Raw genomic sequence first — 15,722 nt, forward strand, 5'->3', positions numbered from 1 at the left:
TCAGCGGTCCCCGGCGGTCGCCTGCTGCAGCGCGGCCACCGCGACCTCGACCTCACCGGTCACCGCCGTGAACAGCGGCTCGGCGCCGGTCGTCGAGCCGGCGATGCCGAGCGCCTCGAGCCGGGCGGCCGCGTCGGCCACCCGCGGCAGCCCCAGGTTGAGCGCGCTCCCCTTGAGCTGGTGCGCCGAGGTGAGCAGCGCCATCGCGTCGGCCCGGTCGACCGCGTCGCGGATCGCGAGCAGCTGGTCGCCGACCCGGCCGAGGAACGAGGCCGCGGTGCGCTCGAAGAAGCTCACGCCGTCCTTGCGCAGGCCCGCGAGCATCGTGATCCGCTCCGCGTCGAGCACCCCGGCCGCGGCCTCGCCCAGGCGCGGCTCGTCGCACTCGGACGGGTCGGACGGCGGGTCGCCGTCTGCGAGCGCCCACTCGCGGATCGCCCGCTCCAGCTCGCCGGTGTCGATGGGCTTGGTCAGGTAGTCGTCCATGCCGGCGTCCAGGCAGCGCTCGCGCTCGCCCGCCATGGCCGACGCGGTCATGGCGATGATCGGCACCCGCCGGCCCACCGGCTCCTGCCGGCGGATCCGCCGGGTCGCGTCGAACCCGTCGAGGCGCGGCATCCGGCAGTCCATCAGGACCACGCCGTACTCGTGCGGTCGGCTGAGCAGCTGCACGGCCTCGACGCCGTCGGAGGCGACGTCGACCGTGCAGCCGAGGTTCTCCAGCAGCCCCGCGGCCACCAGCTGGTTGATCTCGTTGTCCTCCACGACCAGGACCCGGACCCGCAGGCCGGGCCCGCCCGTCGGGGCCGGAGCCGGCCGGGTGGTCGTCTCGCCGAGCAGCGCCTGCAGCGCGCCGCGCAGCTCCCCGTGCCGCACCGGCTTGCTGAGCGAGGCGTGCACGCCGGCGTTCTCGACCTCCTCCCGGGTCACGGTCTGGTCCGAGGTGAGCAGCAGCATCGCCGGGGCGCCCAGGGTCGGGTCCGCGCGGACCTGGCGCGCGAGCATCAGGCCGTCCGTGCCGGGCATCATCAGATCCAGGAGCGCCACGTCGTACGGCCCGCCCGAGCTCGCGGCCTCGCGGAGGGCGACGATCGCCTCGGCCGCCGAGGCCACGGCCATCGGCCGCATCCGCCACGCGGAGAGCTGCTGCTCGAGGATGAAGCGGTTCGTCTCGTTGTCGTCCACGATCAGGGCCCGCCGTCCGGCGAGGTGCCGCTCGAGCTCCCGGGTCCGGCCCGCGGTCCCGGAACCGCGCCCGAGCCGGGCCGTGAAGGAGAAGGTGCTGCCCCGGCCGGGCTCGCTCTCGACCCAGACCTCACCGCCGAGGGCGGTCGCCAGCCGCCGCGAGATCGCCAGGCCCAGGCCGGTGCCGCCGTGCCGCCGGGTCGTCGAGGGGTCGGCCTGGGTGAACGCGTCGAAGAGCCGCTCGCGGGCCTGCGGCTCGATGCCGACCCCGGTGTCGGAGACGTCGACCTGGAGGTCCACCTCGTCCTCGTGCTCGGCGACGACCCGGGCCTGGACGACCACCTCGCCGTGGTCGGTGAACTTGACCGCGTTCGCGCCGAGGTTCGTCAGGATCTGGCCGAACCGTACGGCGTCACCGCGCAGCTGGACCGGTACCTCGGGGTGGCAGGCGACCACGAGCTCGAGCCCCTTCGCGTGGGCCGGCCCGCTGAGCACCGAGGCGATCTGGTCGAAGACCGCGCGCACGTCGAAGTCGGCCGACTCGAGCTCGAGCTTGCCGGACTCGATCTTGGACAGGTCCAAGATGTCGTTGATGATCCCGAGCAGGGTCAGTCCGGCACCCTGGAGGTTCTCGGCCAGCCGGCGCTGGTGCTCGTCGAGCTCGGAGAGCAGCAGCAGGTCGGTGAGCCCGATGACGCCGTTCATCGGGGTGCGGATCTCGTGGCTCATGGTCGCGAGGAACTCCGACTTCAGCCGGGACGCCTCCATCGCGTCGTCCCGGGCCTCGGCGAGCTGGACGGCGCTCAGCTCGCGCTCGGCGACGACGGCCAGCTGGTTGGCGATCTGGTCGATGAGCTGGAGGGCGTTCTCGTCCGGCGGCACCTCGTCGGCGAGCAGCTGCGCCACCGCCAGGACCTGGCCGCGGACGATGACCGGGACGGCCACCAGGCTGTGCGTCGCCTCGAGCCCCCGCGGTGCGCCGACGAGGACTGCCCCGGCGTCTCGGGCCCGCGCCGCAAGGGCGTGGTCGAACTCGACCGTGCCGCCGGCCGGTGTCGGCGGGGACTCGAGGTCGACCTCGGTGCCGCTGCCGTTCTCGTCGCACACCCAGGCGCCGACGCCGTACCACCTCGACAGCGCCGGCAGCCCGTGGGCGATCATCAGCATCGCCTCGCGCAGCGAGGTCGCCAGGTTGGCCGCCGTCGCCATCTGCTGCAACAGCTGCAGGCGACGAGTCGCCTCCGCCGCGACGTGGTCGGCGATCTTCAGGTCGGTGACGTCCTGCACCGTGCCGCCGGTGCGGATCGGGGTGCCGGTCGCATCCCGCTCGAGGTAGCCGAGCACCCGGCCCCACCGGATGCTGCCGTCGCGGCGCACGATCCGTCCGTCGACGGAGTACTGGTCGCCGTCGGCGAGGTCCTCGCGGGCCTCCGCGACCATCCGGTCGCGGTCCTCCGGATGGGCGAAGGAGACCATCAGCTCGACCGTGGCCGGCTCCTCCTGCGGCTCGAGCCCGACCAGCCGGTAGAGCTCGTCGGACCACGACATCTCGTCGGTGCGCAGGTCCCGCTCCCAGCTCCCGAGCCGGGCGATGTGCTGGGCGTTCGCGAGCTGGTGCTCGCTCACCAGCAGTCGCTCGAGCAGCTCCTTGCGCTCGGTGTACGGCGCGATCCGGTGCAGCCAGCCGGTCCGGCGGCCGGCCGCGTCGTGCAGCGGCGCCGAGCTGAGCAGGCCCCACACGGTCGAGCCGTCGGGACGGTAGAAGAACGCCTCGAAGTTCTCCCGGCCCTGCCCGGTCTGGTTCATCTCGCCGAGCCACTCCCAGAAGTTGCGGACGCCCTCCTCGTCGAAGAAGTCGACGACGCGCAGGCCCGGCATCTCGGCCTGGTCGCGGCCCAGCATCTGCGCCATCCGGCGGTTCGCGTAGGAGGTGACGCCCTCGTCGTCGAAGATCCAGATGCCGTCGGGCAGCAGCTCGAACGAGTGCAGGTCGGGGTCGCCGACGAGGTCGCCGTACCCGTCCGAGCTCATGGACTGATCATCACCCACGCGCTCCGGGATTGGGGCGGATACCGGGGAGCGGAGCGCTGGTGCCGACCGTCCGCCTGCGGGGGCTAGGCCTGGTCGGTGTCGGCGTACTGCTCGGAGTGGGAGTAGTAGCCGAGTGCCGTGCTCAGGCTCTCCAGCGAGCGCCGGGCGGCGAGGGCGAACTCGGGCGCAGGGTCGCGGTTCAGGTCGTCGTGCCGGATGGCCCCGAGGCCGATGCTCGGTGCGGCGTTGGGCTCGTCGGCGCGCAGCATCGCGACCGCGGTGACCTCATCCCCGTCGTCGGACAGCTCGATGTCGACGTGCCAGGTGGTGGTCTGCATGTCCTGCTTCTCTCCTTGTTCGCCGGGACGCTCCTCGTCCCGATGTGAGTCAACAGGGCTGTGACGGGTGGGACCACGGACCACCTGCACCCCTGGGCGGGGACCTTGGTCCCGTTGCGCCCGGGCGACGTGACGGCCGCCACCGTCCGTCGTTGTCGGGGCATGCGTCCGCGTCTCCTGCTGGTCCTGCTCGCCCTGGTGGCCCCGGTCCTGGTCGCCCTCCCGAGCGGCGGCACCGCGGCCGCGACCAGCGGGTCGCTGGTCGTGCAGGTGCTCTCCAATCGGGCCGACCTGGTCTCCGGAGGGGATGCCCTCGTCGCCGTGCGCCTCCCGGCGGGCGTGGACCCTGGTCGGGTCCGGGTCACCGTCGGCGACCGCGACGTGACGACGCGGTTCGCGATCCGCGCCGACGGTCGGTACGTCGGCCTGGTCGACGGCCTCGAGGTCGGCCGCAACGTGCTGCGGGCGACCGCGCCCGGCCTGACGGGCGTGGCCGGCGACCGGGCGGTGATCGTCGACCACCCGAACGGCGGGCCGGTGTTCTCCGGGCCGCAGACCGAGCACTACCGCTGCCAGGGGTCCGCGCGCGATGCGCAGTGCAACGAGCCCGCGACGTACGACTTCCTCTACAGGTCCACGGACCCGCTGACCCCCGACCTGCAGCCCTACGACCCCGACGACCCGCCCTCGGACGTCGCGACGACGACCACCGACCAGGGCGTCGAGGTGCCGTTCGTGGTGCGCCGCGAGCAGGGCTACCAGGACCGCGACCGCTACACGATCCTCACCCTCTTCCAGCCCGGGCGGCCGTGGCGCGCCTGGTCGCCGCAGCAGCAGTGGAACCACAAGCTGCTGGTCACCCACGGCGGCGGCTGCGGCGCGTCGTACACGCCCGGCTCCCCGCCGCTCGCCGACTACTCCGGCACCTTCGACGGCGCGCCGCTGATGACGCCGAGCTACGTCACCGCCCTCGGCCTGGGCTTCGCCGTGCTCTCGACCGCGCTGGACAACACCGGCCACAACTGCAGCGTCGCGATGAACGCCGAGTCCGTGCTGATGGCCAAGGAGCGGCTGGTCGAGCAGTACGGCGAGCTGCGCTACACGATCGGCACCGGCTGCTTGGGCGGGTCGATCGCCCAGCACACCGTCGCCAACGCCTACCCCGGGATCTACCAGGGTCTCGTGACGACCTGCTCCTACCCCGACACGTTCACCGCCGGCGCCCAGTTCGCCGACTACCACCTGCTGCGGCTCTACTTCGAGGACCCGTCGCGGTGGGCGCCCGGCGTCGTGTGGACGCCCGTGCAGATGGCGATGGTCGAGGGGCACCTCTCGCACGTGAACGCCGTGGTGGCCGACGAGGGACTGTTCAAGGCGGCGCTGAACCCGGAGCACCCGTGCTCCGGCACGGTCGACCCCGAGCCCGGCGACCCGGCCACCCGCTACGACTCCGAGACCAACCCGGGTGGCGTGCGCTGCTCGGTGCTCGACCTGCTCGTCAACCAGCTGGGCCGTCGACCCGCCTCCGTGTGGACGCCGCAGGAACAGGCCGTCGGACACGGCTTCGGGGGCATCCCGTTCTCGAACACCGGCGTCCTCTACGGCCTCGCCGAGCTGAGGGCGGGCACGATCACGACCGCCCAGTTCGTCGACCTCAACGCGAAGCTCGGCGGCCTCGACGTCGACGCCCAGGCGATCCCCGAGCGGATCGCGGGCGACCCGGCCTCGATCGCCCGTGCCTACCGCACCGGCCTGATCAACGAGGCGAACCACCTCGACGAGGTCGCGATGATCAACCACGGCGGTCCCGACCCGGGCATCGCGCACGACTATGCCCACGCGTTCTGGACCCAGGAGCGACTGCTGGCCGACCAGGGGAACACCGACAACCGGGTGATGTGGTTCGGGCCGACGCCACTGATCGGCGACGTGCACTGGGCCGGGGAGGCGCTGCTCGCGATGGACCGCTGGCTCGGCGCGGTCGAGCAGGACCACGGCCCCGAGCCGCTGGCCCGGAAGATCGCCGCCGACCGGCCCGCGGACGTCACCGACCGCTGCGTGGTCGACCAGGCCGCCGACGCCTGCGACGTCGAGGAGCTCCAGGTGCTCCAGACCCGGCTCTCGACCCCGCGCCAGGAGGCGGGCGGCCCGCTCGCGAACGACATCGTCGCCTGCGCGCTCACCCCGCTCGACCGGGCCGACTTCGACTTCCTGCTGGTCCCGCTCACCGACGCCGAGTGGGCCACCCTCCAGGCGACCTACCCCGACGGCGTCTGCGACTGGTCCCAGCCCGGCCTCGGCCAGGGCCCCGCCGAGACCTGGCTGCGCTACGACGCCGCGGACGGCGGCCCGGCGTACGGCGGCCGCGACCTGCCGCCCGTGCCCGCCGACTCCGGCCTCGGCACCCTCGGCCCGGTGTGGACGGAGATGCTGGCCAAGTAGTCGGCCGGGACCGGCGGGCGGGCCGGGGGGCCGGCGGGCCGAGCGGGCCGGCGGTGTGCTGGCAACGTTTCATGGGGGTCGGTCGGTTGCTGGGTCACCGGTGGCCGGGTGGAGCCGGGGCGGGCGGTGTGCTGGCAACCGGTTGCGGCACATGATCGGTTGCTGGGTCACCGCTGGCCTCAGCTCCGCTCTGAGTGCCGGCCCGGTCACGATCCACAGCGGTGCTTCCGTCCCGTCGATCCACTTCCGAACAGATGCACGCCCCGACACGGGCGCGGACGTCGTCGACTGTCGGCATGCGCGATCTACCTCATGAACTCAGGAGCGGCCCGTTCACCCGTGCCCGCGCCCTCGAGCTCGGGGTGACCTCCCGAATGCTCCAGGGGCAGCAGTTCGTCAGCATCCACCGGGGCGTGTGGCGCCACCGCGAGCTCGAGATGACCAGTACGGGCCTGGTTGCGGCCGCGCGGCTGGCCCTGCCCGATCATGCCCACTTGACCGGCATCACCCGACTGCAGGCCCTCGGCCTCGACTTCGGCCCGCGAGCGCCGGTGCGGTTCGTGGTCGAGGGCGATCTGCACCTCGTCCTCGACGGGGTCTTCCTCCACCGCACCGTCCGGCTTCCACCGACCGACGAGGTCGGGGTGATCCCAGCGGCTGCGTTCATCGCGTACTGCGCGAAGGCTCGCGTGATCGATGCGATCAAGGTGGGTGACTGGCTGCTGCACGGCGGGCACATAACCGTCGAGCAGGTCGAGCTCCTGGCGCTCTCCGGCCTGTGGCGCGACGGGGCGCATGAGGCGATCTGGGTCCTGCCGCACCTGTCTGCGCGGTCGCGATCCCTGAAGGAGAGCGAGACCCGATCGGTCCTGCGGTTCGCGGGTCTGCCGGAAGCCGAGGTGAACGCGGCCGTCGACGTTCACGAGGAGGTCGAGGTGATCGCCGACCTGGTCTACCGGCGTTGGATGACGATCGTCGAGTATGAGGGGATCCAGCACCAGACCGATCGCGAGCAGTACGTGGCGGACCTCGACCGCTATGGGCTCCTCCGCGGTGCCGGTCTGCGGTACGTGCAGGTGACCCACGAGAAGCTCTCCCATCCCAAGATCCTGGTCGGCGAGGTGTATCGGGCCCTGCTCGCGGGTGGTTACGACGGTCCGGTGCCGCGGTTCGAGGAGCACTGGCGGCAGCTCTTCCTGCCGATCTCGACCGCGGTCGGGCCGCGCCGACTCCGGGCAATCGGCTCGGCGGTGGCCTAGCAACCGTTCCTGAGGGTGGGTCGGTTGCTGGGTCACCGCGGGCCGGGCCGGCGCGGGGTGAGCGGTGTGCTGGCAACCGGTTGCGGCACCTGATCGGTTGCTGGGTCACCGCCGGCCGCAGCACCACGACCGCGACCACGACCGCGCCCCTTGTCACCGGTCCGCACCGGGCGTAGAACTCGACTGTGACCTGGGTCACGTCCGCCGAACGTCCGCCGAACGCCGACCCGAACGCCGACCCGAACGCCGACCCGAACGCCGACCCGAACGCCGGCCCGAACGCCGACCGCGCACGGTCGCCGATCGCCACGACCTGGCAACTCCACATCGAAGCCTGACCAACTGACCGGAGCGTCGTTAGGGATCTCGAGGCCGATGGTCGACCTCCGCTCGTCCTCACAGGAGTCCCGAATGCCCAACTCGCTGCGCATGCGCTGGTTCGCCCTGGCCCTCGCCCTCGCGCTGGTCACCTCCCTGGTCGCGGCGGTGCTGCTCACCCGCCCCGATCGGGCGATCGCCGGTGCCGAAGCGTGCGCCCCGGGCTTCCAGCCGGTCGACGATGCGCTGCGTGAGGTGCGCGCCGAGATGCGGACCGAGGGGGAGTACGCCGAGGAGGCGGACCACGACGCGGAGGCCGAGCGTGAGGCCGCGGCCGAGCACGAGGCCGGCGAGGAGCACGAGGGCGACAGCGAGCTGGTCCGCGAGGCGGTTCGCGAGCTGCCGATGCTCCGCGGCACCGACCCGGCGGACTGGGACCACTTGTGCGTCGTCAGCAAGCGGCCGGAGTCGCTGAAGGAGCTCAACGCGCTCTTCGAGACCCGGGCGATGGCCCGGCTCGCGCCCTACGGCGCCTACCGCGACGGTGCGGGGTACGCCGCCGCCCGGCAGGCCGCGACCCTGCGGACCACCCCCGCGGCCAGCGGCCGCGCCCGGCAGTACGGCCACGGACCGCTGATCGTCGACGACCCGGCCTACCCCGAGGTCAACGGCCTCGGCCTGGCCGACAACATGGGCCGGATCGACAGCTTCGCGCTGGACCCGGCGCACCAGCGGATCTTCGCGGCGGTCGGCAACGGCGGCATCTGGCGCTCCGACGACCTGGCCGCGCACTGGACCGACGCCACCGGCGACCTGCCGACCACGGTCACCGGTGCGGTCGGCTGGACCCGCTACCGCGGCGGGCGGCTGATCGCGCTGACCGGCGAGCCGACCTTCGGTGCGTCGGCGTACACCGGCCTCGGCGCCTACTGGTCGGGCGACCTCGGCCGGCACTGGACCCGCGCCAAGGGCGTGCCCGCCGGCGCGCTCGGCTTCGCGGTGGCCGTCGACCCGGCCAGCCCCGCCAAGGTCTACCTGGCCACCCAGAAGGGCCTCTACGGCTCGGTCGACGGCGGCCGCTCCTACCGCAACCTGCGGCTCCCCACCGGCCCGTGCGCCGGCGTCACGAACACCGCCGAGAGGCCCGAGTGCGCGCTGGCCAACGTCGTGACCGACGTGGTCGTCGCGACCAAGGGCGGCGTCGGCACCAGCACCCGCGCCGGCACCGTGGTCGCGACCGTCGGCTGGCGCGGCGGCCAGCGCACCAACCCCGACGGCTCGGTGCAGTCGCCGCACAACGGCGTCTACCGCTCGGCAACCGGCAAGGCCGGCAGCTTCCGCCGGCTGGCGACCTCCGGCTTCGCCGCCCCCGACGCCATCGGCCGGGTCGAGCTCGGCAACGCCGTCGGCCCGGAGCAGGACCACGACATCCTGTACGCCGTCGTCCAGGACGCCAACCTGCTCAACCACGGCGGTGTCGCCGGCATCGACGCCCCCGACGAGCTGGGCCCCCCGCCCGTCGGCACCACCGTCCTCAACGGCATCTACGTGTCCACGGACTTCGGCGGGACCTGGACGGAGCTGGCCTCGGGGACCTCGCTGACCGCCGACCCGACGACCGGCTCGGCCCTGATCGGCACCGGCACCGCGATCGGGTACCAGCCCGGCGTCCAGGGTTGGTACAACCAGTGGATCCAGCCGGACCCGACCCGGGCCGACGCCAACGGCGTCCCGACCCGGCTCGCGTTCGGGCTCGAGGAGCTCTGGACCAACGACCTGGGCCAGGCGGGCACGCCGCTCGACGGCTCCGTGCCGGTGCACTTCGTGGTCGCCGGCAAGTACTTCGGCGGCGACTCCTGCCTGCTGCTCAGCGCCGGGCTGCCGGCCTGCCCCACCGATCGCGACCCCACCGACGACGGCTCCACCACCCACCCGGACCAGCAGGACGGGCTGTGGATCCCCGACCCCGGGGTCGCCGGCGGCGTGCAGCTCGTGGTCGGCAACGACGGCGGCGCCTACCGCTACCGGTTCGAGGACGACCCCGACGGCGAGCTGGACAACGGTCACTGGGGCCCCGGCGACCAGACCGGCTTCGACACTCTGATGCCGTACTTCGCGGCGATGGCCAACGACGGCACCGTCTACGCCGGCCTCCAGGACAACGGCAACCTCAAGATCGACGGCAAGACCCGCAAGCAGTACGAGACGTACGGCGGCGACGGCTTCTTCTCGGCCGTCGACCCCTTCGACTCCAAGACCGCCTACGAGGAGTACACGAACGGCGCGATCTCGGTCACCGTCGACGGCGGCACCAGCTGGGCGGGCATCGACCCCGGCCTCACCGCCTCGAAGTTCTCCAACCCGTTCGCGATGGACCCGACCAACGCCAAGCACCTGGTCACCGCCGGGCGTGAGGTGGTCGAGACGCTGATCGGCGCGAGCACCACCTCCGGCATGACCGACGCCGCGGACGCGGACGCGTCGACCACCACCTGGCGCAAGGTGTTCGACCTCGGCACCCGCTCCGCGCCCGGCGACGCCGGCGCGGCGTCGTCCTCGGCCGACCCCGACAACTCGATGTCGGCGATCGCGACCCGCCGCAACGCGACGTACGTCGGGTTCTGCGGCTTCTGCGACACGCTCAACAAGCTCTCGACCACCGCGTCGCTGTTCCGCAACGGGCTGGCGACCAACGTCGGCGGCGGCGCGGCGGCCGCCGCCGGGACCGCCGCGGGCTGGCATGTCGTGAAGCCGACGGGCCTGCCGAATCGCTACATCACCTCGATCGCGATCGACCCCAAGGACCAGAAGACGGTGTACGTCACGCTCGGCGGCTACACCCGGCGCTGGCTGCCGCCGGGCGCCGTCGGCGACGCGAACGCCCAGATCGGCAGCGGCCATCTGTTCGTCTCCCACGACGCCGGGCGGCACTTCCGCGACATCTCGGGGAACCTGCCGGACTCGCCGGCGAGCTGGGTGACGGTACGCCGCCACCAGCTCCTGGTCGGCACCGACGTCGGGGCGTTCGCCAGCGGCGCCCGCGGCACCCGTCAGTCCGACCCGCGGTTCGCGCGGTTCGCCGGCCTGCCTGCCGCGCCGGTCTCCAGCATCCAGCTCAAGCCGAACAACCCGAACGTCGCCGTGCTGGCGCTGTTCGGCCGCGGCGTGTGGACCTACACCTTCGCGACGAAGTACCCGGTGCCGGACAACCCCGGCCCGCAGGTCCCCACCGTCGGCACCGTGGTGAAGGCGTGGGACTTCGAGGCCGACGCCCAGGGCTGGACCGCCGACGGCCTGCCGAGCACCTGGACCCGGGAGCAGCCCGGCCACGGGTCGGGCACGGCCGAGGACGCGGACGGCTTCGCGTTCGACGTCGCCGGCCCGCTGAACTACCTCGACAACGCCGACACCACCCTGACCTCGCCCGCGACCGCGGTGCCGGCCGGCACCGGCGTGCTGCGCTGGTCGATGCGGCTCGACACCGAGGGCGGGTTCGACCCGGTCACGGCGCAGGTCTCCACGGACGGCGGCACGACCTGGGCGACGCTCGGCACCTACTCGGGCAAGAACCCGGACGCGCCGGGCTGGTCGACGTACGCCGTCGCCTTCCCCTCGCCGGGCGGTGACGTGCAGGTCCGGTTCCACTTCACCTCGGACTCGCTGTGCTCCGCTCTCGGTGGCCCGGTGTGCTCGTCGACGGACGGGTGGGACGGCGTGCACGTCGATGACGTGACCCTCGGAACCACGGACTGAGGGCCACCGGGCGGCCCGCGGCTCCGTCGCGGGCCGCCCTCCCACGCCCTGGCCCGCGTCCTGGCCCGTGTCCTGGCCTGCGTGTTGGCCTGGGTGTTGGGGGAGTCTTGACGCGACGGCAGATGCTCGGCAAGCGTGCCCGCATGAGGCGTGCCCCGCACGAGAACGTGGCGACCGTGCTGGTCGACCCTGGGGTGCTGCACGAGCTCGAGGTGCACCTGATGTCGCTGGACCTGTGGGTCTGGCCGATCGCGACCTCGCCGGTGTACCCCGACGGCCCGCGCGCCGCGTTCCAGATCCGCCGCCGGATGCTGGTCGCCCGGCGCGGCGCCTGGGACGACGCCGCGACCTGGACGCCGGTGTGGATCGCATTCGGCGAGACCTGGCAGCAGGGCGCGGAGCCGCTGCCCTGGGCGGCCCACGCGACCCTGTGGCGCACCCTCGAGAGGTACACCGGGCGGGTCCGCTACCGGCTCGGCCTGGGCGGCATACCGCGGCTCGAGATCCCGCGCGAGCGCACCGCCTGACCGTCGATCCCACGCCTCATGCCCCACGCCCGATGCCTCACGCCCCATGATCGCGGCCGCGGCCGCGGGTGCACGGGGTTGTCGTTTGGTCACCAACGACAATCCGGGCGCGTTCCGGGCCGCCGTTGGTGACCAAACGACGCCCGGCGGCGCCGGCGGGCGGGGAGAAGGTCCCGGCGGAGGCGGGACCAAAGACCCTGCGTCGATCCGGGCCGACCGGGCATCCTGGCCGTTCGGCATCCCCAGGAGGCACCGTGATCCCCCGTGCGCAGCGAGAGGCAGCTGCCCGCCCGCTGTCGGTGCCGCTCGTCCGTCGCCGGGCCGTGGACCACTGCCACGTCCGGTCGGCGCTGTGTCGCCCGCGCTGTCGAATGCTCCGTCGAGACAGCTGAGCGCTCGCTCCGTCACCGCGCCCTCGCGCGGGCGGGATCGGGCGCGCCCCGACCCAGCCGCCGCCTACGCGTGAAGGACCACCCATGACCGCCCACGACGACCAGCCGGTCGCCGAGCTCGTCGAGCCGTTCGTCGCCCCCGTACCGCTGATCCGTCGCCGCGTCGTGGACCACTGCCACGTCCGGTCGGCGCTGTGTCGCCTGCGCTGAGCACCCGCCCCGGGCTCGCGGCCCCGGGCCTCCCAGCGCGCACCCCGACCAGACCGCCCCCGTACCGCAGTGAAGGACCACTCATGAACATCTACGACGACGTCACCCAGCTCGTCGGCAACACCCCGCTCGTCCGGCTCAACCGGGTCGTCGGCGACGCCGGCGCCACCGTGCTGGCCAAGCTCGAGTTCTACAACCCCGCCAACAGCGTCAAGGACCGGATCGGCGTCGCGATGATCGACGCCGCCGAGGCCGCCGGCGTGCTCGCCCCCGGCGGCACCGTCGTCGAGGCGACCTCCGGCAACACCGGCATCGCGCTCGCGATGGTCGGGGCCGCGCGCGGCTACCGCGTCGTGCTGACCATGCCCGAGACGATGTCCCGGGAGCGCCGCGCCCTGCTCCGCGCCTTCGGCGCCGAGCTGGTGCTGACTCCCGGCAGCGAGGGCATGAACGGCGCGGTGCGCCGGGCTGAGGAGATCGCGGAGACGACCGGTGCCGTGCCGGTGCGCCAGTTCGCGAACGCCGCCAACCCGGCCGTCCACCGCGACACCACCGCCGAGGAGATCTGGAAGGACACTGACGGCGGGGTCGACATCCTGGTCGCCGGCATCGGCACCGGCGGCACGATCACCGGCGTCGGCCAGCTCCTCAAGGAGCGCAAGCCCGACGTGCAGGTGATCGGCGTCGAGCCGGCCGAGTCGCCGATCCTCAACGGCGGCGCGCCCGGCCCGCACAAGATCCAGGGCCTGGGAGCGAACTTCGTCCCCGAGGTCCTCGACACCACCGTGTACGACGAGGTGCTCGACGTACCGGTCGAGGAGGCCGTGACCTGGGCCCGGCGCGCGGCGACCGAGGAGGGGCTGCTGGTCGGCCTGTCGTCGGGTGCCGCGATCTCGGCGGCCGTCCAGGTCGCGCAGCGACCGGAGAACGCGGGCCGCACCATCGTGGTGATCGTGCCGTCCTTCGGCGAGCGCTACCTCTCGACGCTGCTGTTCGAGGGCCTGGTGGACTGACCATGAGCATCCCGACGCTCGTCACCTCGGCGCTCGTCGCGCCGCCGCCGGGCCCGGTGCGATGGCGGGACCGGCTGCGCGAGGACCTACGCACCGCGCGGGAGCGGGACCCCGCCGCCCGGTCCACCCCCGAGCTGGTGCTCGCCTACCCGGGCCTGCACGCCGTCTGGCTGCACCGGCTCGCCCACCGGCTGTGGCACCGGCCCGGTGGCCGGCTGGCCGCCCGCCTGGTCTCGCACGCCGGCCGGGCGCTGACCGGCATCGAGATCCACCCCGGCGCCACGATCGGGCGCCGCCTGTTCATCGACCACGGCATGGGGGTGGTGATCGGGGAGACCGCGGTCGTCGGCGACGACGTGCTGATGTACCACGGCGTCACGCTCGGCAGCCGGTCGACGGCGCCCGGCCGCCGGCACCCGGTGGTCGGCGACGGCGTGGTGATCGGCGCCGGCGCCCGCGTCCTGGGCCCGATCGTCGTCGGCGCCGGAGCTCGGGTCGGGGCGAACTCGGTCGTGGTCCGCGACGTGGTACCGGGCAGCACTGTGCTCGGCATCCCCGCTCGCGTGCCCGGCCAACTCGGCGACCAGCTCGGCGACATCGACCCGGCGCTGCTGATCTGAGCCGGCGCAGCGGCTCGTGGTCACGTCCGGCCGGCGGTGTCCCAGCAACCGACCTGTCGCCCCGAACGGTTGCTGCCGCACCGCCCGCCCGCCCCGGCCACGCCCGGCGAGCCGTCAGGCGGGCCCGCCGGCCGCGAGGTGGGCGATGCAGCGGCTGGGCTCCACCAGCGGCTCGAGGTCGGTCGCCTGCACGGTGGCGCCGGTCTGCTGGAGGATGCCGCGCATCAGGCCCAGGTGGACGGCGCAGACGACCTCGTGGTGCTGCTCGGCGACCTCGAGGAACGGGCAGTGGCTGACCTCCAGGCGCAGGTCGCCCGGCTCGTCGACGACGCGGGAGTCGAAGCCGATCCGGTCGAGCGTGTCGACGAGCAGCACCAACGACTCGGAGCGGTCCGTGCGCCGGTACGGCGGTGCCGCCGGGGCGAGGTAGCGGCCCCACGCCTCGCCGGCCTCCTCGGCGGCGGCCGACGGCTCCGGCAGCCGGCCGGTGAGGACGGTGGTGAGGATCTCCGCCAGCAGCCGGTAGCTGCGGTGGGTGACGGGCGGCGCGGCCGGCGCGACCGCGTAGAGCACCTTGGGCCGGCCGGGCGTGCTGCGGTCCTCGCGCTCGCGGACGACCAGTGCGTCCTCCGCGAGCGCGTCGAGGTGGAACCGGGCGGAGTTCACGTGCAGCCCGAGCCGGGCACCGACCGCGGACGCGGTCATCGGCTCGCCGGCGTCCTGGAGGAGCGCGAGCACCCGGGCGCGCGTCGGCCCGAGCCCGTGCGCCGGGTCGTCGCTGCGCCGCGCGTCCTCGCTGCTCGTCGGCCGTTCCATCGAGCGCCATCGTTCCACGCCGCCGGGCCCGTGCGGTCCGGGCCGGCGCGGCGCGGCGGGGCGCTCAGCCGGCATGGGGCAGCGCCGGGGTCCGGCTCCACCGGCGATCGGCGGTACGGCGGAGCAGCTCGTCGGCCAGCCGCGCCACGGCTGCGGCCCCGGAGAGCGGCGCCTCGTCGTCGAGGACCAGCACGGGGAGCGCGTCGAGCCCGGTCGCTCGCCACTCGCGCGTCCAGCGCGCGACCAGGTGCCGGGGAGCGGGTGCGACCGGGTCGTCGCCCACCACGGCGTAGCCCCAGTCCGCGCGCGGGTGGCCCGGCGGCCAGCCGCTGCGGATCGCGTCGACGACCAGGGTGTGCACCACCTGCGCGTCGCCGACGTCGCACCCGTGCGCCCAGAACGCGTCGAAGAGGAGGTGCCGGACCAGCTCGGCCGCGCCGGCGGCGTACGCCTCGGCGTAGCCGGTGACCGCGGCGGCTGCCGTCTCCGGGACGAAGCCGGCCAGGGCGTAGGGCAGCCCCTCGTCGGCGCGCAGCCCGGCGGCGACCAGGTCCAGCTCCCGGCGCACGACGGGGAACCGGTCCGTGCCGGTCCGCGCGTCGTGCGCCGGGGCTCGCACCGCCCGCCAGTCGACCCGCAGGCCGGCGGCCACCAGGGCGTCCACGCGCCGCGAGGCCAGGTAGCTCCACGGGCAGGTGAAGTCGCCGTAGAGCACGAGCTGGCCGGTCGTGGAGCTGGTCGCCTGGCGGGTCATTGGGGTCTCCTCCCGAAGCCGCGGACGTGCTACTTTCGTTTCTACAACAGTTTCGTCTAAACAA

12 protein-coding genes are annotated in these 15,722 nt (G+C 73.6%); 8 read left to right on the plus strand and 4 right to left on the minus strand.

Translation table 11 applies throughout. The features are described 5' to 3' along the window. Together QMC84_RS19685 and QMC84_RS19690 are read right to left on the minus strand one after the other, a co-directional pair. A complete protein-coding gene (locus QMC84_RS19685; RefSeq protein ID WP_300377801.1) occupies positions 1-3,216 on the minus strand; it encodes a response regulator in 3,216 nt (1,071 codons plus the stop codon). 83 nt (positions 3,217-3,299) lie between these two features. Continuing rightward, entirely contained in the window at positions 3,300-3,554 is a 255-nt protein-coding gene (locus QMC84_RS19690) for a hypothetical protein (protein WP_300377804.1), read from the minus strand. A 162-nt stretch (positions 3,555-3,716) separates the two neighbouring features. Between QMC84_RS19690 and QMC84_RS19695 the strand changes: the two genes are divergently transcribed. From QMC84_RS19695 to cysE, 8 genes are all read left to right on the plus strand, one after another. After that, positions 3,717-5,996, plus strand: a complete 2,280-nt coding sequence (locus QMC84_RS19695; RefSeq protein WP_300377807.1) for a DUF6351 family protein — start codon at positions 3,717-3,719, stop codon at positions 5,994-5,996. 296 nt (positions 5,997-6,292) lie between these two features. Continuing rightward, positions 6,293-7,255: a hypothetical protein gene (locus QMC84_RS19700; RefSeq protein ID WP_300377809.1), complete on the plus strand. Its 963-nt coding sequence runs from the start codon at positions 6,293-6,295 to the stop codon at positions 7,253-7,255. A 185-nt stretch (positions 7,256-7,440) separates the two neighbouring features. Then, positions 7,441-7,593, plus strand: a complete 153-nt coding sequence (locus QMC84_RS19705; protein ID WP_300377812.1) for a hypothetical protein — start codon at positions 7,441-7,443, stop codon at positions 7,591-7,593. A 73-nt stretch (positions 7,594-7,666) separates the two neighbouring features. Then, positions 7,667-11,326, plus strand: a complete 3,660-nt coding sequence (locus tag QMC84_RS19710; RefSeq protein WP_300377815.1) for a hypothetical protein — start codon at positions 7,667-7,669, stop codon at positions 11,324-11,326. A gap of 143 nt (positions 11,327-11,469) precedes the next feature. Further along, positions 11,470-11,853 (plus strand): hypothetical protein, encoded by a 384-nt coding sequence (locus QMC84_RS19715; RefSeq protein ID WP_300377817.1) that lies wholly within the window; start codon positions 11,470-11,472, stop codon positions 11,851-11,853. 476 nt (positions 11,854-12,329) lie between these two features. Beyond that, positions 12,330-12,455, plus strand: coding sequence for a hypothetical protein (locus QMC84_RS19720; RefSeq protein WP_300377819.1), 126 nt, complete (start codon positions 12,330-12,332; stop codon positions 12,453-12,455). Between the two features lie 83 nt (positions 12,456-12,538). Then, a complete protein-coding gene (gene cysK / locus QMC84_RS19725; RefSeq protein WP_300377822.1) occupies positions 12,539-13,468 on the plus strand; it encodes a cysteine synthase A in 930 nt (309 codons plus the stop codon). Positions 13,469-13,470: 2 nt separating this feature from the next. After that, the gene (gene cysE / locus QMC84_RS19730) at positions 13,471-14,088 is read left to right on the plus strand and encodes a serine O-acetyltransferase (RefSeq protein WP_300377825.1); all 618 of its coding nucleotides are present in this window, start codon (positions 13,471-13,473) and stop codon (positions 14,086-14,088) included. 114 nt (positions 14,089-14,202) lie between these two features. Here cysE and QMC84_RS19735 read toward each other — a convergent pair whose 3' ends face one another. Next, a complete protein-coding gene (locus tag QMC84_RS19735; protein WP_300377827.1) occupies positions 14,203-14,904 on the minus strand; it encodes a helix-turn-helix domain-containing protein in 702 nt (233 codons plus the stop codon). Positions 14,905-14,968: 64 nt separating this feature from the next. After that, positions 14,969-15,658, minus strand: a complete 690-nt coding sequence (locus QMC84_RS19740) for a DsbA family protein (RefSeq protein ID WP_300377830.1) — start codon at positions 15,656-15,658, stop codon at positions 14,969-14,971. Between the last annotated feature and the right edge of the window lie 64 nt (positions 15,659-15,722).

It is taken from the genome of Nocardioides sp. (genome assembly GCF_030019515.1).
Taxonomy (GTDB): Bacteria; Actinomycetota; Actinomycetes; order Propionibacteriales; family Nocardioidaceae; genus Nocardioides.

Coding starts and splice junctions, on each gene's coding strand:
- cysE (WP_300377825.1), top strand. CDS start 13,471: ATGAGCATCCCGACGCTCGTCACCTCGGCGCTCGTCGCGCCGCCGCCG.
- QMC84_RS19720 (WP_300377819.1), top strand. CDS start 12,330: ATGACCGCCCACGACGACCAGCCGGTCGCCGAGCTCGTCGAGCCGTTC.
- QMC84_RS19690 (WP_300377804.1), bottom strand. CDS start 3,554: ATGCAGACCACCACCTGGCACGTCGACATCGAGCTGTCCGACGACGGG.
- QMC84_RS19715 (WP_300377817.1), top strand. CDS start 11,470: ATGAGGCGTGCCCCGCACGAGAACGTGGCGACCGTGCTGGTCGACCCT.
- QMC84_RS19700 (WP_300377809.1), top strand. CDS start 6,293: ATGCGCGATCTACCTCATGAACTCAGGAGCGGCCCGTTCACCCGTGCC.
- QMC84_RS19740 (WP_300377830.1), bottom strand. CDS start 15,658: ATGACCCGCCAGGCGACCAGCTCCACGACCGGCCAGCTCGTGCTCTAC.
- QMC84_RS19710 (WP_300377815.1), top strand. CDS start 7,667: ATGCCCAACTCGCTGCGCATGCGCTGGTTCGCCCTGGCCCTCGCCCTC.
- QMC84_RS19735 (WP_300377827.1), bottom strand. CDS start 14,904: ATGGAACGGCCGACGAGCAGCGAGGACGCGCGGCGCAGCGACGACCCG.
- QMC84_RS19685 (WP_300377801.1), bottom strand. CDS start 3,216: ATGAGCTCGGACGGGTACGGCGACCTCGTCGGCGACCCCGACCTGCAC.
- QMC84_RS19695 (WP_300377807.1), top strand. CDS start 3,717: ATGCGTCCGCGTCTCCTGCTGGTCCTGCTCGCCCTGGTGGCCCCGGTC.
- cysK (WP_300377822.1), top strand. CDS start 12,539: ATGAACATCTACGACGACGTCACCCAGCTCGTCGGCAACACCCCGCTC.